Raw genomic sequence first — 24,928 nt, 5'->3', positions numbered from 1 at the left:
GGCGGGTGTCCGCCCTGCTAGCCTCACCCAAACTTCAACGGACGCTGGACATCCACGAACGAACGGGGCTCGCCCAATGACCCGACCACGTGTCGCCTTGATCATCACCGCCTGGTTTCGGGGCTCGCACGCCGACGTGTTGGCGACCGACCTGGTGCAGGGGTACGAATGGAACGGTGAGTTCGGGCCTGCTCGGGTCGAAGTGGTCTCGGCCTACCTCGAGCAGAGCGGCACGGTCGGTCCGGAGGGGCAACGGCCCGACGTGGGGCTCGAGATCCTCGCCGATGGGGGCGTCCCGCTCTATCCGACACCGGCCGAAGCCCTCGGATGCGGCGCCCCCGGCGTGAACGTCGACGGCATCGTGATCATCGGGGAGCACGGCATCTACGAAGAGAACGAGTACGGACAGCAGGTCTACCCGCGTCGCCGGTTCTTCGACGCCTGTGTGTCGGCCATGATCGCCGCGGACCGCTTCGTGCCGATCTTCAACGACAAGCACCTCGCCTGGAACTGGACCGACGCCAAGGCCATGTACGACACGGCCCGACGGCTGGGCGTGCCGTTGCTGGCGGGTTCGTCGATCCCGGTGGCGTGGCGCAAGCCGCAGGGCACCGAGTGGCCGATGGGCGCACCAATGACGGAGATCGTCTGCGCCACGTACGGACCGTTCGAACGCTACGGTTTCCACGGCCTGGAGGGCGCCCAGGCCTTCGCCGAGCGCCGGGCAGGAGGGGAGACCGGGGTGGTGGAGGTCCGTGGCTACGAAGGTGACCGGGTGGCCGAAGGCCTTGCGACGATCGACCCGGACCTGCTGCGCCGGGCGGTGGCCGAGACACCCCTGCGCGACGGCGAGGGTGACGTCGACGAGGCCATCGCGAAGATCAAGTACGTGATCACAGCCGTCCATCGTGACGGGCTGAAGTCGGCGACCGTCATCTCCGAGGGCCTGCAGGGCTTCGGGATCGCGGCTACCGGGCCCGAGCACGAGGTGGACTGTGAGCTTCACCTGCAGGGGAACCCGCACAGCCACTTCCGGTTCCTCGGTCGGGCGGCCGAGCAGATGATCATCGACGGCGTGCCACCGTACCCCGGCGCCGAACGCACGCTGCTCACCGGTGGCATCCTCGACCACGCGATGCGCAACGCCAAGGGAGCTGTCGAGCCGGGGACCCCCCATCTGGACGTCAGCTACTCCGTGCCGGGCCACATCGCCGACACCGGTGCCCACCTGCCGCCGTACGAGCACGCCGACAACTGACGGGTACCGTACGCCGGACACGCACGCCCACAGGGTGGAACGACCCCTTGTCGCTGGCAGGTCCGGCCGCTACGTTCTGGGCACGTCACTGCTGGACATTGCCGTCCCCAAGGAGCCCGATCATGAGTGATTCCGTCCCTGAACGTGTTGCCAGGCGTCGCCGTTTCCTGCTCGGCGGTGCCATGGTGCCCGCTGCGGCTGTGGGGCTGGCCGCGCTGGGCCGGACGCCGGCCGCTGCTGCCGATCTGGAGGAGGCCGTCGAGGCCCGGCCGATCCAGGAGATTCGCGCCGCCGCCGGCCCGGACCCGGTGCCGAGCTATGTGGTGACCGATCCCGGTCAGGAGGGCGTCTTCGTGCTGGACGAGACGGACACCACTTCCACCGACAACACCGGCACCACGCTGGTCGACGCGGCCGGGCGTCGCTATCACCGCATCCTGGCGGGGAGCATCGACGTTCGCTGGTTCGGTGCGGTCGGTGACGGCACGACCGATGACACCGAGGCGATCCGCGCGGCCGTGACGGCGACCACCCAGGTCGAGGAGGGCCGGCCGACCCTCGTGTTCGGCGAGGCGCTCGGCTTCAACACCACGGATACGATCAGCGTCCCCACCGGCACCAACGTCGACATGGCGGCGCCGTTGATCTACTCGGGGCCCGCCGACCGGGCCGCGCTCGACATCGGCGAGCACAACGCCTCGGTCTCGCAAGGGATCTTCCGGCTCGACGTCCGCCGTCCGAACAGCTCGGCAGCGATGGACTGGTCGTCCGAGGACCACGTCGGCATCGTGATGCGCAACTTCGACACCTGCAGCGTGCACATCGTCGGAGCCGTCGGGTTCACCATCGGTGCCCAGTGCTACGGCGATTCGGCAGGATTCGCGTACAACACCGTCGAGCTCGGCTTCCTGACCGCCAACAAGATCGCCCTCGACCTGACCAACCGGAGCCTCGACAACGGCATCGGATGGACCAACGAGAACCTCTTCCTGGGCGGCCGGTTCGCCACGTACAGCACGCTCAAGAAGGGCGAATCGCGTTACGGGGTGCGGATCCGCTCGACCGACGGGACGTACCTGAACAACAACAACAACGTCTTCCTCAAGCCCAGCTTCGAACTCAGCCGGGCCGTCTCCGCCCCGGGCGAGGCACTGCCCATCCTGATCGAGGGCGGAACGCTGAACCGCTTCGAGCACTGTCGGATGGAGGGCAACTCCAGCCCTGCCGTGCGGATCACCGGTGAGCGGTCGATGGAGAACGTGATCACGGTCGGGTACGGGCTGCTGACCGTCGACGACCAGAGCGGTTACCGCTCGACCCAGGCCATCGGGGGGAGGGACCGGTTCACCAACTTCAGCGGCGCGATCTTCACCACCGGCTCGTTGTCCGAGCGGGCGGTGTACTACGACGGTGACACCCGGATCACCCTGCCCGGGTTGGCGTTCAGCGGCGCCGACGGTGACGGGGTGGAGCGGGCCGGGACGGTCGGCCTGGCGTCGGACTGGATCGAGATCGGACCCGATCAGGACGCCGTCGGGGTGTGGGTCAACACCAGCGAGACCAAGCGGTTCGTGCTCCGTCGCGATGCGGTGGCCGGCCACGAGGGCCGGGTCCACCTGATCTGCTACGACGCCGACGGGAACCGGCTGCCCGACCCCGAGGCCGGACCGGAACAGATGCGGGTGTCGAGCGTCTTCATGACCCGCTTCGAGTGGCAGCCGTCGATGTTCGGTGGGTGCTACCGCACGGTCACCGACCACTCGGACCTGCCGCACAACAACGACGTCTACTTCAGTGTGAACGCCGACGTCAGCACGGTGCGCGTGCTGCTCGCCGCGGGTGACGCGCCGCTGCAGCTTCGCGCGTTCTCGTTGTACGTGGTGGAGAGCGGTGCGCCTGCCGTGTGGTCGGGCATCAAGGGCCAGGACGGACCTCCGATCGCGATCAGCGCCCCCACCAGGGGCGAGTGGCCGGCGGGGATGTGGATCTCGAACGCCGAGCTGGTGGAACGTGGCCGCGGGGTCGCCGGTTACGCCGTCGACGGCTGGCGCAAGGTGACCACCGGGGACTCGAACGTGCTGGGGCAGGACTGGATCGAGATCAGGTCGCCGCTTCGGGAGTGATCCACCGGTGCGTCACGGGACCGTCCGTGACCCTCGTGGTGCTCCCGGCACCCGGACGAGGCCAGCACGATACTCCTGCCCGTTACTCAGCGCCATACGTCAGATTGCGCATTGTCGGTGACGGGGTGTGGTTCTAGTGTGCGCTGTGCCACTCCTACAGCGGTCGTTGGTGAGGGTGCGTTGGCGGGCGGCTCGGGGGGACCGCCCGCCAGCGGGTTCCGCCCACGGTGGCCAAGCGGGCTCCACGTGACGGGGACCGGCGGAGTAGCATGCCGACACTCCGACGGACAGGACTGGGGATGGCAGCCATGGCGACAACAACGATCGATCCGGTCAGGCCGGTGCACCTGACGGCGGGGGAGATCTCCTTCTACCAGCGGGAGGGATGGCTGGTCGTACCGCAGCTGCTGAGCGCTGAGGTGGCCGCCGCACTCCGCGATGACGTCGTGTCGATCATGGAACAGATCGGTGGCTGGGAGAGCGCCAAGCTGCGGCAGACTCCGGAGTACCTGCCCGACAGCCCGGTCGACCACCACGTCCACAGCCGCAACCTCGCCGCACTTGCCGAGACACTGCTGGGTGGGCCTGCGGTCATCTGGTTGCCGTTCACCGCGGTCAAGGGTCCACAGGGTGGCCGATTCCACTTTCACCAGGACAACAACTACACCCGACTGGACGGCCCGGGGCTGAACATCTGGGTGGCGCTGGTCGACATGGGACCCGAGCTCGGGACCCTGCAGGTGGTGCCGCAGTCACACCGTTCCGGGACGCGCCCGGCTGATCAACTCGACGATGGTCACCGGGCGATGCGGATCGAGGAGTCCGACTTCATCCCGATGCGGTTGCGGGCCGGCGATGCGGTGGTGTTCTCCCGGGACACGATCCACGGGTCTGGGCCGAACACGGGGCCGGGACCGCGTGTCGCCTACGCCGTCCAGTACGGACGGGAGGACGCTCGGTACCCGCATCCGGAGACGGGGGAGCCGACCTCGGTCCGCGATGACCCGAAGTACGGCCACACCCATCGGCCGGTCGCCACCCTCACCGCGCCGACCGCCAGGATCGACGGTCACTGAGCCGGCTCCGACCCGGACCGTGTTGCGGTACCCACCGGAACGGTGGGTACCGCAACCGCCGCTTGGCGTTCGGGATCGGTTGAGGCGGACCACCGATCAGAGTGTGGCTTCGTGCTGTTCGATCAGCCGGCCAACCGGTCCCGCGGGTCGATGATGCGCTGACCGTACGGCAGCGAACCGTCCGGCACCCGGTACTCCAGGTGCAGGTGCGGACCGGCGACGTAACCGACCGTGCCCACGGGTGTCCCGGGCTGGACGGTCTGCCCTTCGGCCACGGTGATGGAGGCCATGTGACCCATGATCACCTCGTCACCGTTGCTCAGCCGGATCCGCAGTTCTCCCTTGCCCGCTTGCCACCTGGTGGCCTCGGTGTCGTAGAAGTAGCCGGTACCACCAGCACGGGTCACGACGCCCGAGACCGGGCTGTACATCTGGGTGCCGTACGCGGCGCCGTAGTCCAGACCGGTGTGCGAGCACTCGGCCAGGCCGTAGTTGACGGCGTAGGCGTACATCCCGCAGTTGGCCAGCGAGAACGGGGTCTGTCCGAACTCCTGGGTCATCCCGGGCGTGGTCCCGCCGAAGATCGTGGCGATGCTGCCGTCCTCGGCCGGCGGGGGAGTGGTGTCCCCGTCACAGGCCGGTGCGACCGCGTCGTTCGTGCCGGTGTACAGCCACGCGTCGCTGGCCCACGTACCGTCGGACAGCTTGTCCCACAACGTGGTGCTGCCCCACGGCCCGGTGACCGCGGTGCCCTGTGCGGTGCACTGGATGGTGACCCGGGTGCCCGGCGCGAGCGATCCGACAACCTCGTGCGAGGTGCCGGGACCTGATCGTACGTTCAGGTTCATCCCGTCGGTCGCGACCGTCGCCGTCGCTGCCGCACGGGCCGGCGCGGTCAGTGCCGGGCTGAGCAGGACGGCCATGGCAAGGGCCAGGGCAGCCGTGACGATGTGGCGTACGAGGGTGGTTCGACCTCGCCGACGTGCGATCGGGGCACGTTCGGCTCTGGTTGCATGATGGGGGTTCATGGCTCTTCTCCCGTCGTTGTCAGGTGCCGGCCGTGCCGACACCACGTGCTTCGGACGCTACGAACCGATGGGGTACGCAGGCTCACCTCGGCGGCCGTCTGCGGAGCTTTGCCGTTAGCGGAAGCGCCCGCGGCAGTGTCAGAACCTCGGGGGGGACTCTGGTGGACGAGGTCGGTTCGTGCTGAACTGGGGTTGTCCCGTACGCGACCATGGATGGAGAGATCATGAGCAGCAAGGCGACCCCAACGACCGGCAAGACCGCGACTCGCAAGAGGACTGCGCCCAAGGAGTCCCCGGTGGTGGTGGACAGCCTGCAGGCCGCGTTGGTGGACCTGATCGACCTTTCCCTGCAGGGAAAGCAGGCACACTGGAACATCCAGGGCCCACACTTCAGGTCGGTCCACCTCCAGCTCGACGACGTGATCAACGATGTGCGGCTCTGGTCCGACGAGGTGGCCGAACGCATCGCCACGATCGGTTTCACCCCGGACGGCCGTGCTTCGACGATCGCCTCGGATTCCGAGGTGGACACCATCGACGGGGGAGTGCTGAGCACCGACAAGGTCATCCAGCAGTTCGACGAGCGGCTGCACGCCGCCAGTGATCGGATCAAGGGGAACCTGGAGGAGCTGGAAGTCGACCTGGTCAGTCAGGACCTGCTCATCGAGGTGGCCGCCGGCCTGGACAAGCACGCGTGGATGTTCCGCGCCGCTCGCGGCTGAGGGGGAGCTGCTCTCGTGGACATGCTCAAGGGTGAACAGATCGCCGAGGCCGGCCTGACGGAGTGGCGCAAGCTCGCCCAAGGGCTGCACGCGCGCTACCTGGTCGACGACTTCGGGGCCGGTGCGCGGTTCGTCTCCGCGGTGGGGGAGGCGGGGGACACACTGGGGCATTACCCGCAGGTGTCGATCGGCAACGGTCACGTCGACCTCAAGCTGGTGTCCGACGATGCCGTTTACCGCACGGACGACGGCACCGAGTTGATCATCGAGTGGGTGACGCAGCAGGACGTGGACCTGGCCCGCCGGATCACCGGGATCGCGGGCGACCACGAGCTCCGGGCCGACCCGGCGTCGGTCAGTCAGATCGAGCTGGGGCTCGACACGACGGACTCCGGGACCGTCGCGCCTGTGTGGGCGGCACTGTTGACCGGTGAGGCAGAGTCCCAGGGACGTGGGACGCCCAGCGACGAGATCCGTGACGCCGGTGGACGCGTCCCGAACCTGTGGTTCGGGGATGCCGAGGAAGCCGGTGGCCAGGGTCAGCGGTTCCACGTCGAGGTCTACGTGGCGCCAGAGGTGGCTGAACAACGAGTTGCTGCTGCCGTTGCGGCCGGTGGGACCGTGGTCGACGACAGCAGCGCGCCGTCCATGATCGTGATGGCCGACCAGGAGGGGAACCGGGGGATCATCTGCTTCGACGGAGCCGCGGTCGCCGACGGTGATGACGGCTAGTCAGGTCCTGGCCGAAGCAGACGATCTGCTCGCTGATGCGAACCGAATCATCGCCGAGTCGCTCCCGCCTCGTGAGGAGTGGAACAGTGCCGCCGTGTCGTGGTCGTCGGTGGGTGGCGTCGAGGACCTTCGCCCCCTGCGTGTACTCGGGTACGGGAGTGCGTTCGACATTGCTGCGCCAACGCAGCTTGCACGGATTGCCCGGAGGTTGTGCGAGCTCGCATCGGCGCCGGATCGGGGAACGCCGTTCTCCTTGACGTTCTACGTCAGCGTCGACGGCGAGGTTGCCGGCGCCGATCTCAACTTTGCCGGCCGCATCGTGTTCGACGCCGCGGGCAACCCGGCCGAGACGCGGGCCCTCACGGCCGAGGAGGTTCGACCGACGGCCGAGCAGTGGCGGCGAGAGCTCACCGACCACCCGCGAAGCCCCGAGCACGTTCCGTCGTGGTGGCAGGCGATCGCCGATGGCGACGACGCCGACGAACTCGTGCGCTCCATTCACGCCACGGCGCGCACGCTGCGGCTGGGCGAACTCGACGCGATCTTCGGACGTCGCGGCCGGGGCGCACAGGAGGCCGCCCAGGCCCGACTCGCGGCGACTGCCGTCGGGACGATCACGCCCTTGCTCGCCGAACGGACCGCAGCCGAGCGCGACGAGATGATTCGCGCATGGCACGGACACTCACGCGATGACGGCCCTGACACCACGATGACGAGCGATGAGCAACTGCGCGTTGCGGTGACGCGAGTGGCCGAGCGCATCGTCGCGCGTCGGTTCGGGACGCTGCCCAAGAACTGGCACGTGGTCTGAGGAGCTGGAGGTAGGGCTGGGCCACCTTCCGACGGGGGAGGCCAAACCAGCGTGGTTCGCTGCCGGCTCCGTTCAATCTGACATCTGCCGGCTCCGTTCAATCTGACATAATGCAGCTTATCGGACACACCTGTGAGGTCTGTGAGGCTGGAAGGAACCCGCGTCACGGCGGCGTCCCGGTACCTCTACTGGTACACGAACTGGGCGGTGATCGTGGCGGGCCGGTCGGCCCGCAACCTCACCCAATGGGCGCCGAGTGCATCCGGGAATGCGTGAAAGGCATAGCCCTGACCGTTCGTCGTGCTGACGGCGATCCTCTCGAGGTCGACCCAGTGGCCGTCCCCGCGGTAGTCGACCTGGACCGTGACCGTCACGTCGACGTCCGACTCGAGGTGCAGCGACTTGTGCACGAATCCGGTCATCAGATACGGGGCTGACGGCACCCCGGCCTCGACCGCGGACTCGAACCACGGGCCACCCCAACCGGCGCGAGGCCCCCAGGTCCACAGATCATCGGTCTTGCCGAACCAGAGGTTGGCCTGGGGCTGCCCCGCGTACACGTTCTGGTTGTTGATCGGGGTTCCTTGGTCGCCGGCCAGCACCAGCAGTCCGTTCCATGTGCAGAAGTCGCCGACGATCCGCAGGTGGCTGCTCACCGGGCGAACGCCCCACAAGGCGTTGCCGTAGTGCATGGTCGGGATCTCGTAAAACATTCCGCTGGCATCCAGTAGCCACCGTTCGGACTCGACCTCCCGCAGCCGTGGCCATTCGGTGGTGTAGCCGTGGTCCTGGGTGTGGGTCGCCTTGGGCAGGCGGCGCTCCACCCAGCCCGTCGCGGGCAGGTAGCTCCACAGGACGGCCGAGGCGCGGTCCTGCCCGACGGCGTGGATCGCATCCCCCAAGTCACCGTAGCGACCGACGACCGTGTTCACTTGGGTCCTGGCGATGATGGTCCAGGACTCGCCGTCCCACTCCGCGAGTCGACCGTCGCTCTCCCCTCGCTCGTAGTCGTCGTGGAAGTAGCTGTTGTTCGCCACCACGAATCGGCCGTGATTGGTGAACGCGTCCTTGAAATGAGGAATGCCGTGAATTCCGAGGTCCTCGCAAATGTTGCCCAGTGAATTCGCGGTGGCGTTCGTCACATCGGCTTCAAAGAATTCGCCCTCCATGCCGAGGACGTAGACATGCGTGTCGGGGTGTATGAGATGGCGCGCGGTCGCGGCCAGGCGCACATCGGTCAGCTCCGCGATCGTGCGGACGGTGCCGGCGGTGTCGATCAGGTGTGGGCCGATCATCAGTTGATCGGTCTCGTCGTGGATCATCCGGTTCGCGTAGGTGCCGCCCGCGCTGTCGGGGTGCATGGTGACCTCGAACAAGTCGTCCATGCTGAACAGGCCGATCCTGTCCCCCGACTTCGGCCCACTCGCCGGATAGGTCACGAACCAGAGGCGATCCGCCCACGGCATCAGTGCCCCGATGCCGGTCTCGGTACGCGGCGTGTGGCCCGCCTTGCGTGCGATGTGCGGGATGACTCCGCTGATCTGGGTTTCCACTGCTCTACCTCGAGTCCTGAGTCGCCGGTCGCCATGGGTCGCGACTGTCGCCGCGTTGAGTGCTGTGACCGTATCATGCAACGAATGCATGATCTGAGATCCCATCTCAGATTTGAAGCTCGTGCGATCGCGGCTCTGGATGACGTCGTATGCAGTCAGCGCCTGATAGCTTTGCGACATGGTGCCAACAGCGCGTCCGGACAGGCCGGCCGGTCCCCTGGTGCGCGGACTGACCGTGCTGCGTCACCTCGTCTCCAGCCCGGAGCCGGTGTCAGCCACGCGGATCGCGGAGATCTCGGGGATGCACCAGAGCTCGGCTTCACGCATCCTCGGCATCCTCGCCTCCGAGGGATACATACGGCGGACGAACAGCCAGTGGTACGAACCGGACTTCGGCGTGCTGAGCCTCAGTACTGCTGCGGTCAAGCGCTTCGACCTCGCGACGAAGCCGTACGACGCCATGCGCACTGCGGCCCGTGCCCACCCCGGCTTCAGCTTCTCCCTCGGGGTCCTGTTCAAGGGCGAGGTGCTCTACTTCCTCCGCTTCACCCACGGGCACGAGCCGGAGACGTTCTCGGCGCCCGCGTTCCCGCTGCACCTGTCCGCACCCGGGCTGCGACTGTTGCACCTGCAACCGCGGCCGGATGCCCTGGCAACCCTTCGCTTGTCGCAAGAAGTGCGGGGTTGGGAGCAGCCCACTACTGCAGTCCCTGACTCCCCCGAGGAACTGCTGGACGTGACGGCGGGTCGGATGGTCGACGACTGCCTGGTCCTCAACATGTGGTCGAGTCCCAACTCGGTCAGCGCCGCCATCCCGGTGGCCGCGCCTGGTGAGGTTCCGACCGCACTCGCGGTCGCCGGGCCTGCTGGCCTGGTCGACGCGGCGACCCTGGCGAGTTGGTTGCACACCCACGTCGACGCCGTCGCGGAATCCCTGCGCTCTTGAACCGGTGACACATCCGATGGCACGAAGACCGCATTGGGTGACCACGCTGCATTGGGTGGCCACGAAGTCGAGCTAATACGTACGGATTTCTGGGCCTCTCTCATCGAACCGTGACATTCTTCTCATCGAACCGTGACCGTCGATTCCCTTGTCCCTTCGGCAATGTCTGGGAGCTTTGAGTGGTGACCAAGAACCAGAATTTCCTTGTGGACCGAACGAAGCACCTACGACTTGCGGGTGCTGGCCTCCTGGCTGCAGCACTGCTGACGGGCTGCGCCGGCAACGAGCCGGCGGCACCCAACACGGAGAACCCGCCGGCCAGCAGCTCGGCCCCGGCCGAGCCGTCGTCGAGCGCTCCGCCTGCGTCGTCCGGTGCGCCCTCCCCCGGTGCCTCCTCGTCCTCGGCGGCCGCCTCCAGCGACCCCGTCTTCGCCGCCATTCAGGCGGTGCTCGCCCAACACTCGGGCGCCATCATCGTGGAGATCGATCGCGACGACGACGACACCATGTTCGAGGTCGAGGCCGTGGTGGGCAATGAGATCCGCGACTTCGACGTCACGGCGGACGGCCAGGTCCGCGAGGACGATGACGACGATGACGACGATGACGACATCCGGAAGGCCAAGGAGGCCACGATCACGGCCGAGCAGGCCGCACGAGCTGCCCTCGAGGGACGCACCGGCAGCACCATCGACAGCATCAGCCTGGAGGACGACGACGGCACCCTACGCTGGGAGGTCGAGCTCGACAATGAACAGGGCGAGGACGACGTGGAGCTGTACGTCGACGCGAAGACCGGTGAGGTAACCGAGGGCGACAACTGACGTCACTGGCGCGTCTGGGCATGCCGACCGCCCCGACACGTGGGGTGTCGGGGTGATGGCCGGCCGTGCCGGTCGGGGTGATGGCCGCCGGCCGGGTCAGGGTGCTGGCCGGCGGTCGGCGTGTCGGGTCAGGCGGCGTGTCGGGTCAGGCGGCGTGGCGGATGCGGGTGTTGGTGATCGGGGTTTGGGTGGGGTCGATGTAGGCGGGTGGGGTCCATTCGGGGATGCCGTCGTTGTTGAGGTGGCAGGTCCAGGCGAGGCGTTCGAAGTTGTGGTGGTGGTAGCGACACAGCAGGGTCATGTTGTCCAGACTGGTCGGGCCGCCGCGGTGCCAGGGTTGGATGTGGTGTCGTTCGCACCAGGGTGGGGTGACGTGGCAGCCGGGGAACGAGCAGCCCTTGTCCCGGGCATACAGGGCATGGGTGAGGTGTTTCGACGCGATCCGCTGCGACCGGCCCAGGTGCAGCACTTGGCCTTCGCTGGTGAGGACGACGGGCAGGATGTCGGCCTGGGCGGCCATCTTGAGCAGGGTGTTGGTGGCGATGGGGGTGCCGTCGGTGAAGGTGCCGTGGCCGGTTTCGTCGAGCAGGTCTTGGTAGTTGATCGTGACGAACACCGTGGTCGGGGTGCCACCGAACTCGGGCAGCCCGGGACCGCGGAGGATCCGGTCGAGCAGCATCTCGAGTGCGTCGTGGGTCCGTTGGGGCTGGTCGCGGACGTCGGGGCCGTCGGGCCCGTCCTGGGGCAGCGTGAGTGGGTCGAACACGGCATTCAGTTTCTGTGCCAGGGCGGGGGTGATCCGGCCCTCGATCCGCCACGACCCGTCGCGGGTTTCCCACCAGTTCAGGCCGCGGCGGCCTTCGTGGTCCCGGTCGTCGGGCAGGACCCCGTCGGGGTCGATCACGTCGACGAGTTTGTCGGCGAACACCTGGAACTGTCGTGGGGTCAGCACCGGTGCGTGGCTGGCCAAATCTTGTTCGGCCTGCTCGACCTGTTCGGCGGTGGTGTGGGCGACCTTGCCGATCTTGCCGAGGGCGCGTAACGCGATCTGGGTGTGGGTGGGGGTGACCCGGCCGGTCGCGACCGCCGCGGCCAGATACGGCCGACGCGGCTCGACCGGCTCCCCAGTCATCGACACGCTCGGGCGGAGTTCTCGGGTGGTGGCGACCCGACCGGCGGCCTCAGCGGTGCGGACCAACACGGTCCCGGCGAGGAGCTGGGTGGTCGTGGCGAACGCCTGCCGGTCCGCCAACCGGGTGATGGTGCTGGCGTGGACGAGCTGATGGTCGATCTGGACCATCCGGTTCCGGATCGATTCGAACCCCTTGATCACCCCCAACAGCTCATCAGCGGCCAGCCCCGTCCACGCGGCCTCCGCCAGGCCGAGCAGCCCGACCAGCCCGGCCTCGAACACCGCCAACGCCGCCACCGGCCCCGACACACCGTCATCGGTGTCGGCAGGCAGCCCCGCAGTCGGGTCGGCTGCGGTGCCGGCTGTCACGTCGCGGTGCGGGGTGTCGCGGTCAGCGGGACCGTCCGGACCGAGTGCGTCCGGACCGAGTGCGTCCGGACCGAGTGCGTCCGGACCGAGTGCGTCCGGTGCCGGCTGGGGTGGCTCCAGCGGGTCGGGGCCGCTGCCGTCGGGCCGGTGGGGGGCGTCGTTGCTCATACCCCAATTCTAGATTCGTACACCTGTTCGATCAAGAGGTCAGGGGGCAACTTTTTCGACGAGTTTTCCTTACAGGCAACAGATCCCAGCCGATCCGACCACCCAACCCGCACCTGCCCGTCCCATTCTCCCACCCACCACTGACACCGGCTTTCGCCGACCCTGACAAGGGATCCGAGTGCGCCCACCGGCACGCCCAAGATGCGCCGAACCCCTCGTCAGCGCGTCTGACCGGCTACCCGTGACGTCCGGGGCCCCGACGTCGGTTCCGGCGGAACCACTGGACGGGCCTGCTGTTGCCCCAGACCGCCCTCAGCCAGTAGGCGTGCCTGCGAAGTCGCAGCTGAATGCCCATGGCCCAGTGTCGCAGCACCTCCGGCTGTGCCACGACAACGGTCTTGGTCACTGTGGCGCCGGCCAGGCCGCAACATTTCCGTGAGGCTGAACCGTCGCGCCACCGTACGATCACCCCATGGTCACTGCCGTTCCCGCGACCGAGGCCCACATCGAACCATGGCTGGCGCTGGCGGAGACCCTGGAGCCGCTGTTCGGCCCGATGCCCCTGTTCTCCGAGGCCATCGAGCGAGGCATTCGACGGGGTACGGCGTGGGTCACGGTGACGGCAGGCCGGTTCACGGGTGGAATGCTCCTGAGCCGACCCGATGTGCCTCACCAGATCAGATGGCTGGGCGTCCTGCCACAGTGTCGCAACGAGGGAAGCGGCACGGCGCTGGTGGGGACGGCCCTGGAGCAGTGGCCGAGGGGCACGGTAGACGTGGTCACCTTCACCGCGGCCGAACCCGACGGCCGAGCGGCGCGACGACTGTACGAACGACACGGCTTCGTGTGCCTGGGGCCGACGAGTCCGGCCCCGGACGGGTCTCCTCGTGACCTGTTCCGACTGACCCGGAAGTGATCACTTCGGAGGGCCAGCCTGCTGAGCCTCCTCGGAGGCAGTGCGTCGCGCGAGGAACACGTGCTCCTGACCCGGTCGGTCCGGGGCATCACGTACCTCCATCACCTGGAAGCCGTGGCGGGCCAGGTCGTCCTCAACCTCTGTTCGCTCCCGGAAACGCAACGTCGAGGACGACGGCAGCTCTTGTCCGGCAACGACCGTGACGGCCTCGAAGCTCACCAGGGGCAAGGCAACCTCGGTCACGGTCATCGACAGCCGGGCGGTCCGACCGTCCGGGAGGGCGACGTCCTGATCAGTCCAACCCCAACCTTCCCACGCGCGCGCATCGGGGCGCCGAGTCTCGAAGACGAACCAACCACCGGGCCGCAGCGAGGCCCTCACCGCGGCAAGCGTGGCGTTCCAGTCGTCATCGGTGACGAACACCTGCGCCACGTTGCCGGTCATCACCGCGAGGTCGGACTGCAGCCCACGACCGAGCAAACTCGTGGCGTCGCCGGCGATCCAGTTCACCTGATCGGCATGTGGCTTTCGACGCGCGACCTCCAACGACGCGAGTGTGGGGTCCACTCCGACGACGTCGAGTCCTTGAGCCGCGAGCAGCACGGCGAGCGACCCGGTACCGCAGCCGATGTCGATCACCGTTCGGGCCTCGAGTTCGGCCGCAAGCGCAACGTACGCCGACAGGTCCGAACGATCGGACTCGAGGTCGTCGTACAGCAGGGCAAGCCTCGGATCGGCGAAGGCTCGGTCTGGTTCCCGCACACCGACGACTGTACGTGCGGAGGTGCCGACCCGGCCCCACCTCGGTGACCGCCGCCACGGCGCATCGCGGCTTGGTGCCCAACACCTACGCTGGGCACCATGCTCCACCCGGCGTCCCGCGAGCCAGCCCGGTGACCCGGCACGCCTGGGTGAAGCTCGACAACGCCTCGAACATCTTCCTCGCGGCGCGGAGCGCGAGCGACCCCAAGGTGTTCCGACTGGCTGCCGAACTCGATCATGAGGTGGATCCCGACGTACTGCAGGACGCCTTGGACCTGACCCACGAGCGGTACCCGCTCTATCGGGCGGTCCTGCGAGCCGGGGTCTTCTGGTACTACCTGCAGGACAGTGACCTGCGGCCGGAGGCGACCGAGGAGGACCTACCGACCTGCTGGGCCATCTACCGGCCGAATCGCCGCAACCTGTTGTTCCGAGTCAGTCACCACCGACGACGGATCAACCTCGAGGTGTTCCACGCGCTGTCGGACGGTACCGGGGCGTTGTGGTTCCTGTCCGACCTGGTCGACGCCTACGTACGGCTGCAGCACCCGGAGTTGTACGAGCCGCCCCAGCCGGCGCCGACCGCAGTTGATCATGGCGTCGACACCACCCACACCGCCCACACCGACGACGGAGACCAGGCGGGAACCCCGGCCCGCGGCCTGATCGGTGACAGCTTCGCCCACTACTTCCGCCGCAGACCGGCGTCGGGGACGGAGACCGAGTTCGGTGAAGCGGCCGCCGTCGAGCTGGAGTCGGACCTGCCGCCGGCACCCCCACCGCGGTGGCAGGTCGGGCGACTGCTCCGTCCTGCCGTCGGCGTGCACCGCGTCAGGGGAACGCGGACACCCGACAACCGCACCCGTGCCCTCGAACTCACCATGCCGGCGAAGGACGTGCTCGCCTTGGCCCGCGCCGAGCAGGTCTCGATGACGATCTACCTGACCGGGTTGTTCTTCGAGGCGATTCGACTGTCCGCGGGAGACCTGGGCACGTCCCGTACGCTCGCGGCGTCGGTACCGGTGAACCTGCGCCAGTTCTTCCCCTCCACGTCGGCGCGCAACTTCTTCGCCGCGGTCAGGGTGACCCACACCTACGGAGCCGGGGCCAATGACGACCTTGCGTCGATCTGCCGCCACCTGGAGGCGGAGTTCCGACGGAAGGTGACACCGCAGGCGCTGGAACGGATGCTGCGCCGCCGCATCCAGTTCGAGAAGTCACCGGCACTGCGAGTGGTTCCCCGGCCGATCAAGGACCTGTTGCTGGGCATGATCAACAGCGCGTACAACCGGCGGTTGACCGTCGCGGTGTCCAACCTCGGCCGGGCCACCCTGCCCGAGGCGGCGCGGGCGCACACCGGCCGGATGGTGTTCCACGTGTCCGCGGCCCGTCCGCAGTTCTGCGCCATCTCACACGCCGGGCAGTTGACGATCAGCTTCACCTCCCCCTTCGCCGAAACCGAACACGTCAAGGAGTTCGCCCGCATGCTGACCGCTCGGGGCGTGGCGGTGACCGTCGGGGCTGCCCGCGCCACCGAGGACGAGTTGGCGGCGGTGACGTCGTGAGGCGTTGCCCCGCATGCGAGGTCGACATCGAGGGTGACTGGACCGCGTGCCCCCTGTGCCTGGGGCCGGTGACGGGCCAAGAGCCGGTGACCGGGACCGAGGCGGTGCCCGGGCCGATGCCTGCCGTCCCGTTGCGCTTCTCGCGTCGTCGGGTGCTGCGGGCCCTCTTCCTCAGCTCACTCGGGGTGATCATCGCCTCGTTCCTGGCGCAACTGCTCTTCACCCGCGACGAGGACGGCATCGGCGTGTTGCGCTCGGTCTGGCTCGGTGTGTGCGCCATGTGGCTGGTCGTGCTCACCGCGATCCGGAAGCGCCACAACGTCGCCAAGGGCACCGTCTACCTGGTCGTACTGATCAGCGGCGTCTGCGTCTACTGGGACTACCTCACCGGCTGGCTCCGCTGGTCCCTGACGTACGCCATCCCGATCGTCTGTGCCTGTTCGATCCTGGCGCTGTTGATCACCGTACGGGTGATGCGGCTGGAGCTCGGCGACCACATCCTCTACACCGGCCTGACGGTCGTGCTCGGGCTGGCGCCGATGGTCTTCCTGGCACTCGGCTGGGTGACCAACCCGGTGGCGTCGGGTGTCTGCGGGGTGATCACGGTCACCGCGCTCGGTGTGTTGCAGGTTGCGCGCGGTGCGCCCGTACGCCATGAGCTCGCGAAACGCCTGCACCTGTAGCGAACCCGCACCCCGGTCCCCACCGGCCAGCCGTACGCGCACCGAGCCCGGACTCGACCTCGGCTACCGTGGGGGCGCAGTCCACCCCAACCGTGGAGGTCACGTGTCACAGGTCATCCGAAGCTCCGGCGCCAAGGTCAACTTCGTTGTCGGACCGATGGTCATGGTCATCGGCGTCGGGGCCCTGGTGACCGCTGTGGTGCTCTCGGTGGTGATGGAGACGCCCGGCTTCCTGGCGCTCCTCATCCCGGCCGCGCTGGCCCTCGGTGGCGGTGCCTTCATCGTCTGGATGGCTCGTCGGGCCAGACTGCAGATCGACGCGGAGGGCTTCACCTGGTGCGGGTTCTTCGGGCCGGAGCAGTCGCTCGGGTGGGCCCGGGTCCATCGACTCCTGCCCCCGCCACCGGGCGCCAAACGGATGGCGGCCCTGGCACAGCTTCGCGACAACTCGGTCGTCGAGGTCCGGGCACTCTGGCAGTCCCCCACCTCACCACTCACCCTCCTCGGCGCCACCGACCACCGGGCCGAGTTCGAAGCACTGGTGACAGCGCACCGGGCTTGGCTGGCACGACAACGGTGACCCGAGGGTCCCTCGTCCGACCCGCTCGCCCCAGCATGCGACACTGAATCGCGTGGGTTTCTTCAGCACACTGTTCGGCGGCGGGTCCGACGGCAAGCGCTCCAAGGGCAGGCCGGCCAACGAGGAACGCGGTGTCACCGCCGTCAGGCGCAGTGGTCGCGACGTCATGCAGGTCGAGGACGTGTTCCGGATCACCGGGCGTGGCGTCGTCGTGACCGGCCGGCTGGCCGAGGACCTGCGGGTCGACGAGTGGGTCGACGTCCACCGTGCGGACGGCACGCGCTCACAGCGGGTCGGCGGGATCTCGGTCCGCAACGAGATGGTGCAGTCCGCTGCCGCCGGCACCGAGGCCGGCGTCCTGTTGGCCGAGGAGGTCAATCTACGTTGACCCGACCTGCGATCATCCGAGCTGCACCGGTCCGACTCCCGTGACCCACCTCATCTGGGACCTCGGCGGGACCCTGCTCGACACGTACCCCGACGTCGACCGCACGCTCTGCCTGACGGCGCGGGGTACGGTGACCGAAGCCGGCCTTGCCGAAGTGGCGCGGCTGACTCGCATCTCCAGCGGGCATGCGATCCGCGAGCTGTCACGCCGCCACGGCGTTCCCGAGCAGGACCTGCGCGCGGCGTACGACTCACTCAAGGAGCGGTGGCGCACCGAGCCCGCGCCGGTGATGGCCGGAGCCCGCGAGGTGCTCGACGTCGTCACCTCCGGTGGCGGACTCAACCTGGTCGCCACCCATCGCGACCGCGCCAGCGCGACCGTCCTGCTCGACACCCTCGGTCTGCGGGTGGACGACTTGGTGTGTGCCCCCGACGGGTACCCACGCAAGCCGGACCCGGCCATGATCACCCACCTGCTGGAACGCCACGCCCTCTCCCCCGCCAGCTGTCTGGCCGTCGGGGACCGAACCGGCGACATGGGTGCCGCCGTGGCCGCCGACGTGCCGGCCGTGCTGTTGGAGACACCCGGGATCCCCCTCGATGCGGCCGGCGCCGACCGGATCATCTCACTGTCGGAGTTGCTCCCTCTCCTGCGTCGGTGATCGCGCGTACGGTCGGCGGTCAGCCGCCGACGTACTCGGCCAGGTGCTTGCCGGTCAGCGTGGACTGCTGTGCCACCAGATCGGCCGGCGTCCCCTGGAACACGATCCGGCCGCCGTCGTGGCCGGCACCGGGTCCCAGGTCGATGATCCAGTCGGCGTGCGCCATCACGGCCTGGTGGTGTTCGATCACGATCACCGACTTGCCCGAGTCGACCAGCCGGTCCAGCAGCCCCAGCAGTTGCTCCACATCGGCCAGATGCAGTCCGGTGGTCGGTTCGTCGAGCACGTAGACCCCGCCCTTGTCACCCAGGTGGGTGGCCAACTTCAGCCGTTGCCGCTCCCCGCCCGACAGCGTGGTCAGTGGCTGGCCGAGGGTGAGGTAGCCGAGTCCGACGTCGGCCATCCGCTGGACGATCTTGTGCGCGGCCGGGACCTTCGCCTCGCCGGTGGCGAAGTAGTCCACCGCCTCGTCGACCGGGAGTGCGAGCACCTCACTGATGTTCTTGCCGCCGAAGTCGTACTCGAGCACCGACGCCTGGAACCGCCTGCCCTCACAGTCCTCACAGGTCGTCGACACCCCCGCCATCATGGCCAGGTCGGTGTAGATCACCCCGGCGCCCTTGCAGGTCGGACAGGCCCCTTCGGAGTTGGCGCTGAACAGTGCCGGCTTCACCCCGTTGGCCTTGGCGAACGCCTTGCGGATCGGGTCCAGCAGGCCGGTGTAGGTGGCCGGGTTGCTCCGCCGCGAACCCTTGATGCCGGTCTGGTCCACCGTCACCACCTCGTCGCGGCCGGCGACGGTGCTGGTGATCAGGGAGCTCTTCCCGGATCCGGCCACACCCGTCAGCACCACCAGCACGCCGAGCGGGATGTCGACGTCCACGTCCTGCAGGTTGTGCATGGTGGCCCCGCGGACCTCCAACGCACCGCTCGCCGTTCGCACCTCGGACTTCAGCTGGGCCCGGTCGTCGAGGTGACGTCCGGTGATCGTGTCGCCGGCCCGCAGCCCGGCCAGGTCGCCTTCGTACATGATCTCACCGCCGGCCGCCCCGGCCTTGGGGCCGAGATCGACGACATGATCGGCGATCATGATCATCTCCGGCTTGTGCTCCACCACGAGCACCGTGTTGCCCTTGTCCCGCAGCTGCAACAGCAGTGCGTTCATCCGCTGGATGTCGTGCGGGTGCAGCCCGATGGACGGTTCGTCGAACACGTACGTGACGTCGGTCAACGACGACCCGAGGTGTCTGATCATCCGGGTCCGTTGTGCCTCACCCCCGGACAGCGTGCCCGCGGGGCGATCAAGGCTCAGGTAGCCCAGGCCGATCTCGACGAACGAGTCGAGGGTGTCACCGAGGTTCTGCACCAACGGGCCCACGGCCGGATCGTCGATCTCTCGCACCCACGTCGCCAGTTCGTTGATCTGCATCGTGCAGGCGTCGGCGATGCTGATGCCGTTGATCTTGGACGATCGGGCGCCCTCGTTCAGCCGCGTCCCCTCGCAGTCGGGGCATTCGGTGAACGTCACCGCCCGGTCGACGAACCGCCCGATGTGCGGCTGCATCGCCTCCCGATCCTTGACCAGCATGGATTTCTGGATCTTGGGGATGAGGCCTTCGTAGGTGACGTTTATGCCCTCGACCTTGATCCGGGTGGGCTCCTTGTGGAGCAGGTCGTGCAGCTGCCGTTTGGTGAACTTCGAGATCGGCTTGTCCGGGTCGAAGAAGCCACAACCCCGGAAGATCCGGCCGTACCAGCCGTCCATGGTGTAGCCCGGGATGAGGATCGCACCCTCGTTGATCGACTTCGTCTCGTCGTAGAGGGCGGTCAGGTCGAAGTCGGTGACCGATCCGCGGCCTTCGCATCGCGGGCACATCCCGCCGGTGATGCTGAACTCCCGACGCTCCTTGAACGTCTCGCCACCCTTCTCCAGCGTCACCGCGCCGGCTCCGCTGATGGAGGCGACGTTGAACGAGAAGGCCTGCGACGACCCGATGTGCGGCTTGCCGAGGCGGCTGAACAGGATCCGCAACATCGCGTTCGCATCCGTCGCCGTACCGACGGTGGAGCGTGGATTGGCGCCCATCCGTTCCTGGTCGACGATGATCGCGGTCGTCAGGCCCTCCAACACGTCCACCTCGGGCCGGCCGAGGTTCGGCATGAAGCCCTGGACGAAGGTGCTGTACGTCTCGTTGATCATGCGCTGCGACTCGGCGGCGATCGTGTCGAAGACGAGCGAGCTCTTGCCCGACCCGGACACCCCCGTGAACACGGTCAGCCGCCGCTTCGGCAGCACGACGCTGATGTCCTTCAGGTTGTTCTCCCGTGCCCCGTGCACCGTGATGGTGTCGTGGCTGTCCGCCGGGTGCTGGGTGGTGCCGGGGGTGGCCGCGGGTCGAGCCTTGCTCATCCTGTCTCCGTCTCTGGTGGGGCGTCGTCGTGGGTGTCGTCGGGTCAGTTGATCTGTTGGATGCGGACCATGTTGCCCGCCGGGTCACGGAACGCGCAGTCCCTCACACCGTACGGCTGATCGGTGGGTTCCTGCACGACTTCGACGTCGGCGGCCTGGATCCGCTCGAAGATGCCGTCCAGGTCCTTCGCCGCCAGATTGATGCCGGCGTAGGTGCCCTTGGCCATCATCTCGGTGATCGTCCGGCTCTCCTCCTCGGTGAGCCCCGGGTCGACGGTCGGCGGGTGCAGCACGATGGCGGTGTCGGGCTGTCCGACGGGGCCGACGGTCAGCCAGCGCATGGCCCCCTGGCCGACGTCGAGCCGGAGCTCGAAGCCGAGTGCGTCACGGTAGAAGGCCAGCGAGGCCTCGGGATCGGTGTGGGGCAGGAAACTTGAGTGAATGGTGATGTCCATGACCGCAACGCTAGTCACGGTTCGCCGGTGGTGCTTCTCGATTCCTGATCGGTCTGGTGACCTGTTTGACCACGCATGACGGCAGCCCCGGCAACCCGTCCGCCGCCTGCTTGCGGTAGACGCTGGGCGGTATGCCCACCAGCTCGGTGAAGCGGGTGCTGAAGGTGCCCAGGGACGAGGAGCCGACGGCGAAGCACACCTCGGTGACACTCAGGTCGCCACGCCGCAGCAGCGCCATCGCCCGTTCGATCCGCCGGGTCATCAGGTAGCTGTACGGCGACTCCCCGTACGCGGCCTTGAACTCCCGACTCAGGTGGCCGGCCGACATGTGCTCGTCACGGGCCAGCGCCTCGACGTTGAGCGGTTCGGTGTACTCCCGGTCCATCCGGTCCCGGATTCGGCGCAGCACCGCAAGGTCACGCAGCCGCTGCGACTGCGCCGACGTCGTTGACATGTGGTGCTCCTGCGCTTCGTTCGACCCGGACCGGCGACGGCAACGCTACTCCCCTGCGCGCGGTGCGGCACGGACTGCCACCCCGGCTTGTGACAGGGTCGGACCGTGCAACGACAGGTGTTCGACGACGGTGCCGGGGTGCGGTGGCTCCCTGACCGGCCAACCGGCGTCGGGGCCCTCGTGCTGGCTGGATCCAGCGGCAGGATCGATGAACAGCGGGCGCGTCTGCTGGCCGGCCGGTGACCGACGTGCGGGCTCGGGTCTGGCGACCACCATCGTCACCGATCCCGACGCGGGGCATCGGACGGTGTTGCCCGGTGAGCAGGTCATCGACGCAGGGCTGCCGATGCAGCGTGGTGGCATCCCGGAGGCGGATCGGCGGCTGGGCGAACTCGCCTGACCGCATCTGGTCACGGCGCTCGGTCCCAGCCGGGGTGCCTCCTGACAAACGGCTGGTGTCAGGAGGCGAGGAACTCCGCGAGCGTACGGCGTTGGGTGCCGCCCTCGAAGTTCGCCGGGTCCAACCATCGGCGGTGCGCGGCGGCGATCCGAGGCCACTCGTCGACGGTCATCGCGTACCAGGCGGTGTCACGGCGCCGCCCCTTGGTCACCACGTGCTGCCGGAAGGTGCCCTCGTACGTGAACCCCAGGCGTTCGGCGGCTCGGCGGGACGGGGCGTTCAGCGCGTCGCACTTCCACTCGTACCGACGGTGGCCCAGGTCGAAGGCGTGACCCGCGAGCAGTGACATCGCCTCGGTGGCGGCGGTCGTCCGCTGCAGTCCGGGCCCGAGCACGATCGATCCGATCTCCACGCAACCGTTCGCGGGGTCGATGCGCAGGTAGCTCGCCAGCCCGCAGGCGACGTCGGCGGCGTCCATGATCACCACCGTCTCGGACCCCGGGTCGGCCGCACGTTGCCGTACGTACGTGGCGAACTCCTCCCTCGTGGGGAACGGTCCTTCGCGCAGGTAGGTCCACAAGGGTTCGGATCCCGGTCCTGCCAGACGTGCGGCCAGCTGGTCGACGACGTCGTCCGACGGATCGGCCGACAACGGTGCCAGGCGACACCAGCCACCGTTGACCTCGGGCGCCGTGGGGCGGGGCGGCGCAACCCAGTCGTCGACGGCCGGCCCGATCGGTTGATCATGGTCGTTCAACCGGACGCCCTCGCGGCGGTCGGCCGGCAGCACGACCTGTCCGATCGGACCCGGGTTGACCGCGACCTCCCACCGGAAGCCCGCCGGGTCGGCGAAGTAGCCGCTGTAGCCGCCCCACTCGCGCTGCTCCGCCACGCCCACCTCACCGGCGCCGGCAGCCCGGGCAAGATCAAGTACGGCGTCGACCTCGTCGTTGGTCGACACGTTGTGGGACAGCGTGATCGGGGCGACGCCGGTCCCCCGCCGGACGGGCCTGACCTCCGCGGCGAAGGCCCGCTCGTCCCACAGCGACAGCACCAGGTGCTCACCGACCCGGATCATGATCACCTCACCCGGCACGTCAAGCGCGGCGGTCCAGCCGAGCCCGGACAGATAGAACCGACGGGCCGCATCGAGGTCGTCGACGGCCAGGGTCACGAAGCTGACGCGTTGCTGCATCCCCCGATCCTCACAGCCGTGACACGGACCGTCCAGCCCGTTGCGTCGCCACGGTGGGGTGGTCCTCACACCGCACAGTCGGTCGGTGGGTGGGCCGGCCGAGCCTCGGTGGCGGTCACCCCGCCGGACTAGACTCACCGCCATGCCGACCTTCAGCAGACCGCTGCACTCGGCGCTCCGCCCGTACGTGACGAGCTGCGTCGGGTACGACTACGTCCTCGACGACCCGCATGCCACCCACCACGGGCTGCCGTCCACCGGCCTGACGGTGGTGCTGTCGTTCCCCGAGCCGCTGGACTGTGGCTGGCTCGACACGGCCGACACCCGTCGACACTGGACCATGGTGGCCGGCATCCACGACCGACCCGCGCTGATCCGTACCCACGGTGTGCAGTGCGGGATGCAGCTCCAGCTCACCCCGACCGGTGCCCGGCGCATCCTCGGCCTGCCCGCCGGCCAGCTGGCCAGGACCATCGCCCAGCACGACGACGTCGGCGCCGCGTTCGACGACGCGTTGCACCGGCAACTCGCCGACGTCGACTGGGGGTCCCGGTTCGATCTGTTGGAACGGCACCTGCTGCACCGGCTGACGGCCACCGAACGATCCAGCAGCAGCCCCGAACTCTCCGCCGTCTGGACCATGATCACCACCCACCACGGGGCGTACCGGATCGATCGGATCGCCGACGACGTGGGCTGGTCGCGGCGACACCTCCGGAACCGGTTCATCGACGAGTTCGGCCTGTCACCGAAGCGGCTCAGCCTGCTGGCCCGGTTCGACCGGGCCCACCAGCTGGCGACTGACGGGATGCCGCTGGCCACCGTCGCCCACACCACGGGCTACACCGACCAGGCCCACCTCAACCGGGACTGGCGGGCCTTCGCCGGCCAGACGCCGCGCGAAACCCTGGGTGAGTTCCCATCCGTACAAGAACCACTCCCCTGACCTGCGCCACCATGGGTGCATGACACAGACCCAGCCAACCCGTCCACAGCTCTATGCCTGCCTGCGCTACGCCGATGCGGCGGCCGCGATCACGTTCGTCGAGGCGCTTGGCTTCACCGAACGCATGGTGGTCCGTGACACCGACGACCCCACGTTCATCCACCACGCCCAGTTCAGGTGGCGGGACAACGGCGGCATCATGTTCGGCACTGATCGCGAGGGTGGCGTCGGCCCTCGACCGGGCACCGCCTGCATCAACATCGTGGTCGACTCCGACGCCGAGGTGGACGCCACGCGGGCGCGCGCCCTGTCGGCGGGCGGCCGTCAACTGGACGAGATCAGCGAACCTGATCACGGTGGTCGTTCGGTCGCCGTCACCGATCCCGAGGGCAACATCTTCAACATCGACTCGTACCCGGGGGAATGACGGCCCGACCACGCCCTGCACAGACATGCGTGTCCACACGGACATGCGTGTCCACACAGACATGCGTGTCTGCACGGACATGCGTGTCTACACAGACATGAAGGCGCCGATCAGCCCGGCCACCACCATCAGCACGATGCCGATGACAATGCACACCCCACCCCGCATGCGGCGCAGTGCCGCCTGCGGGTGGTGGTCGTTCATGAAGCGGATGCCCAGGATCACCAGGCCGAGCCCGATGATCGGCAGGACGAACACCGGCACCCACGCAGGGCTCACGTCAACTCCTGGACGTTCGGTCGGACGGCAGCTTCGGCAGGGTGAGCTCGTACGGGAGGGCGAGC

Annotated in this window: 26 protein-coding genes; 17 read left to right on the top strand and 9 right to left on the bottom strand. The window is 68.2% G+C overall.

All coding sequences use genetic code 11. The annotated features are described in order from the left end of the window. Positions 1-76: 76 nt before the first annotated feature. The 3 genes from ACQBAU_RS09815 (at position 77) to ACQBAU_RS09805 (ending at position 4,457) form a co-directional block, all read left to right on the top strand. Positions 77-1,258: a hypothetical protein gene (locus tag ACQBAU_RS09815; protein ID WP_434548965.1), complete on the top strand. Its 1,182-nt coding sequence runs from the start codon at positions 77-79 to the stop codon at positions 1,256-1,258. Positions 1,259-1,380: 122 nt separating this feature from the next. Continuing rightward, complete coding sequence (locus tag ACQBAU_RS09810; RefSeq protein ID WP_465257030.1) at positions 1,381-3,381, top strand: hypothetical protein; 2,001 nt, start codon at positions 1,381-1,383, stop codon at positions 3,379-3,381. A 308-nt stretch (positions 3,382-3,689) separates the two neighbouring features. Continuing rightward, the gene (locus tag ACQBAU_RS09805; RefSeq protein ID WP_465257029.1) at positions 3,690-4,457 is read left to right on the top strand and encodes a phytanoyl-CoA dioxygenase family protein; all 768 of its coding nucleotides are present in this window, start codon (positions 3,690-3,692) and stop codon (positions 4,455-4,457) included. A 122-nt stretch (positions 4,458-4,579) separates the two neighbouring features. Here the strand turns inward: ACQBAU_RS09805 and ACQBAU_RS09800 are convergent, their stop codons facing one another. Continuing rightward, positions 4,580-5,380, bottom strand: coding sequence for a M23 family metallopeptidase (locus ACQBAU_RS09800; RefSeq protein WP_465259347.1), 801 nt, complete (start codon positions 5,378-5,380; stop codon positions 4,580-4,582). 329 nt (positions 5,381-5,709) lie between these two features. Between ACQBAU_RS09800 and ACQBAU_RS09795 the strand changes: the two genes are divergently transcribed. The 3 genes from ACQBAU_RS09795 (at position 5,710) to ACQBAU_RS09785 (ending at position 7,750) form a co-directional block, all read left to right on the top strand. Next, positions 5,710-6,207 (top strand): Dps family protein, encoded by a 498-nt coding sequence (locus ACQBAU_RS09795; RefSeq protein WP_465257027.1) that lies wholly within the window; start codon positions 5,710-5,712, stop codon positions 6,205-6,207. A 21-nt stretch (positions 6,208-6,228) separates the two neighbouring features. Continuing rightward, positions 6,229-6,939, top strand: a complete 711-nt coding sequence (locus ACQBAU_RS09790; RefSeq protein WP_434549209.1) for a VOC family protein — start codon at positions 6,229-6,231, stop codon at positions 6,937-6,939. Positions 6,940-7,192: 253 nt separating this feature from the next. After that, complete coding sequence (locus ACQBAU_RS09785) at positions 7,193-7,750, top strand: hypothetical protein (RefSeq protein WP_465257026.1); 558 nt, start codon at positions 7,193-7,195, stop codon at positions 7,748-7,750. Positions 7,751-7,935: 185 nt separating this feature from the next. On the opposite strand, the gene ACQBAU_RS09780 is transcribed toward ACQBAU_RS09785, so the two are convergent. Further along, a complete protein-coding gene (locus tag ACQBAU_RS09780; RefSeq protein ID WP_465259346.1) occupies positions 7,936-9,303 on the bottom strand; it encodes a hypothetical protein in 1,368 nt (455 codons plus the stop codon). A 220-nt stretch (positions 9,304-9,523) separates the two neighbouring features. Between ACQBAU_RS09780 and ACQBAU_RS09775 the strand changes: the two genes are divergently transcribed. Both ACQBAU_RS09775 and ACQBAU_RS09770 read left to right on the top strand, forming a co-directional pair. Then, complete coding sequence (locus ACQBAU_RS09775; RefSeq protein ID WP_465257024.1) at positions 9,524-10,249, top strand: helix-turn-helix domain-containing protein; 726 nt, start codon at positions 9,524-9,526, stop codon at positions 10,247-10,249. A 206-nt stretch (positions 10,250-10,455) separates the two neighbouring features. Beyond that, positions 10,456-11,073: a PepSY domain-containing protein gene (locus ACQBAU_RS09770; RefSeq protein WP_434548957.1), complete on the top strand. Its 618-nt coding sequence runs from the start codon at positions 10,456-10,458 to the stop codon at positions 11,071-11,073. Between the two features lie 145 nt (positions 11,074-11,218). On the opposite strand, the gene ACQBAU_RS09765 is transcribed toward ACQBAU_RS09770, so the two are convergent. Further along, positions 11,219-12,742, bottom strand: a complete 1,524-nt coding sequence (locus tag ACQBAU_RS09765; RefSeq protein ID WP_465257023.1) for an HNH endonuclease signature motif containing protein — start codon at positions 12,740-12,742, stop codon at positions 11,219-11,221. Positions 12,743-13,214: 472 nt separating this feature from the next. On the opposite strand from ACQBAU_RS09765, the gene ACQBAU_RS09760 reads away from it, so the two are divergent. Further along, a complete protein-coding gene (locus tag ACQBAU_RS09760; protein ID WP_465257022.1) occupies positions 13,215-13,658 on the top strand; it encodes a GNAT family N-acetyltransferase in 444 nt (147 codons plus the stop codon). On the opposite strand, the gene ACQBAU_RS09755 is transcribed toward ACQBAU_RS09760, so the two are convergent. Then, entirely contained in the window at positions 13,659-14,420 is a 762-nt protein-coding gene (locus ACQBAU_RS09755) for a class I SAM-dependent DNA methyltransferase (protein ID WP_465257021.1), read from the bottom strand. 74 nt (positions 14,421-14,494) lie between these two features. Here ACQBAU_RS09755 and ACQBAU_RS09750 point away from each other — a divergent pair, with 74 nt between their 5' ends. The 5 genes from ACQBAU_RS09750 (at position 14,495) to ACQBAU_RS09730 (ending at position 18,297) form a co-directional block, all read left to right on the top strand. Continuing rightward, complete coding sequence (locus ACQBAU_RS09750) at positions 14,495-15,985, top strand: alcohol acetyltransferase (RefSeq protein ID WP_465257020.1); 1,491 nt, start codon at positions 14,495-14,497, stop codon at positions 15,983-15,985. Continuing rightward, positions 15,982-16,668 (top strand): DUF6320 domain-containing protein, encoded by a 687-nt coding sequence (locus ACQBAU_RS09745; RefSeq protein WP_465257019.1) that lies wholly within the window; start codon positions 15,982-15,984, stop codon positions 16,666-16,668. Before ACQBAU_RS09750 ends, ACQBAU_RS09745 begins: the two co-directional genes overlap by 4 nt. A 103-nt stretch (positions 16,669-16,771) precedes the next feature. Then, a complete protein-coding gene (locus tag ACQBAU_RS09740) occupies positions 16,772-17,248 on the top strand; it encodes a hypothetical protein (protein WP_434551266.1) in 477 nt (158 codons plus the stop codon). Positions 17,249-17,300: 52 nt separating this feature from the next. Further along, the gene (locus ACQBAU_RS09735; RefSeq protein WP_465257018.1) at positions 17,301-17,636 is read left to right on the top strand and encodes a hypothetical protein; all 336 of its coding nucleotides are present in this window, start codon (positions 17,301-17,303) and stop codon (positions 17,634-17,636) included. Positions 17,637-17,676: 40 nt separating this feature from the next. Further along, positions 17,677-18,297, top strand: coding sequence for an HAD-IA family hydrolase (locus tag ACQBAU_RS09730; RefSeq protein WP_465257017.1), 621 nt, complete (start codon positions 17,677-17,679; stop codon positions 18,295-18,297). Between the two features lie 19 nt (positions 18,298-18,316). Here ACQBAU_RS09730 and ACQBAU_RS09725 read toward each other — a convergent pair whose 3' ends face one another. From ACQBAU_RS09725 to ACQBAU_RS09715, 3 genes are read right to left on the bottom strand one after another with little or no spacing between them, the layout of a single operon-like run. After that, positions 18,317-20,707, bottom strand: coding sequence for an ATP-binding cassette domain-containing protein (locus tag ACQBAU_RS09725; protein WP_465257016.1), 2,391 nt, complete (start codon positions 20,705-20,707; stop codon positions 18,317-18,319). Between the two features lie 44 nt (positions 20,708-20,751). Continuing rightward, a complete protein-coding gene (locus ACQBAU_RS09720) occupies positions 20,752-21,162 on the bottom strand; it encodes a VOC family protein (RefSeq protein ID WP_465257015.1) in 411 nt (136 codons plus the stop codon). 10 nt (positions 21,163-21,172) lie between these two features. Then, the gene (locus tag ACQBAU_RS09715) at positions 21,173-21,616 is read right to left on the bottom strand and encodes a helix-turn-helix transcriptional regulator (protein ID WP_434551271.1); all 444 of its coding nucleotides are present in this window, start codon (positions 21,614-21,616) and stop codon (positions 21,173-21,175) included. A gap of 208 nt (positions 21,617-21,824) precedes the next feature. Here ACQBAU_RS09715 and ACQBAU_RS09710 point away from each other — a divergent pair, with 208 nt between their 5' ends. Then, a complete protein-coding gene (locus ACQBAU_RS09710) occupies positions 21,825-22,016 on the top strand; it encodes a hypothetical protein (RefSeq protein ID WP_465257014.1) in 192 nt (63 codons plus the stop codon). A gap of 58 nt (positions 22,017-22,074) precedes the next feature. On the opposite strand, the gene ACQBAU_RS09705 is transcribed toward ACQBAU_RS09710, so the two are convergent. Beyond that, on the bottom strand, positions 22,075-23,211 hold the full coding sequence (locus ACQBAU_RS09705) for a GNAT family N-acetyltransferase (RefSeq protein WP_465257013.1): 1,137 nt from the start codon (positions 23,209-23,211) through the stop codon (positions 22,075-22,077). Positions 23,212-23,353: 142 nt separating this feature from the next. Here ACQBAU_RS09705 and ACQBAU_RS09700 point away from each other — a divergent pair, with 142 nt between their 5' ends. Both ACQBAU_RS09700 and ACQBAU_RS09695 read left to right on the top strand, forming a co-directional pair. Beyond that, entirely contained in the window at positions 23,354-24,157 is an 804-nt protein-coding gene (locus tag ACQBAU_RS09700) for an AraC family transcriptional regulator (protein ID WP_465257012.1), read from the top strand. A gap of 19 nt (positions 24,158-24,176) precedes the next feature. Further along, the gene (locus ACQBAU_RS09695; protein WP_465257011.1) at positions 24,177-24,584 is read left to right on the top strand and encodes a VOC family protein; all 408 of its coding nucleotides are present in this window, start codon (positions 24,177-24,179) and stop codon (positions 24,582-24,584) included. 87 nt (positions 24,585-24,671) lie between these two features. Here ACQBAU_RS09695 and ACQBAU_RS09690 read toward each other — a convergent pair whose 3' ends face one another. After that, entirely contained in the window at positions 24,672-24,863 is a 192-nt protein-coding gene (locus ACQBAU_RS09690; RefSeq protein WP_434551276.1) for a hypothetical protein, read from the bottom strand. Positions 24,864-24,928 lie beyond the last annotated feature (65 nt).

This window comes from Carbonicoccus niuqiaonis (genome assembly GCF_050157065.1).
In the GTDB taxonomy this organism is placed as follows: domain Bacteria; phylum Actinomycetota; class Actinomycetes; order Propionibacteriales; family Propionibacteriaceae; genus Avipropionibacterium.
Note: the sequence above shows the minus strand (reverse complement) of the source record. Positions and strands in the feature narration are given on the sequence as shown.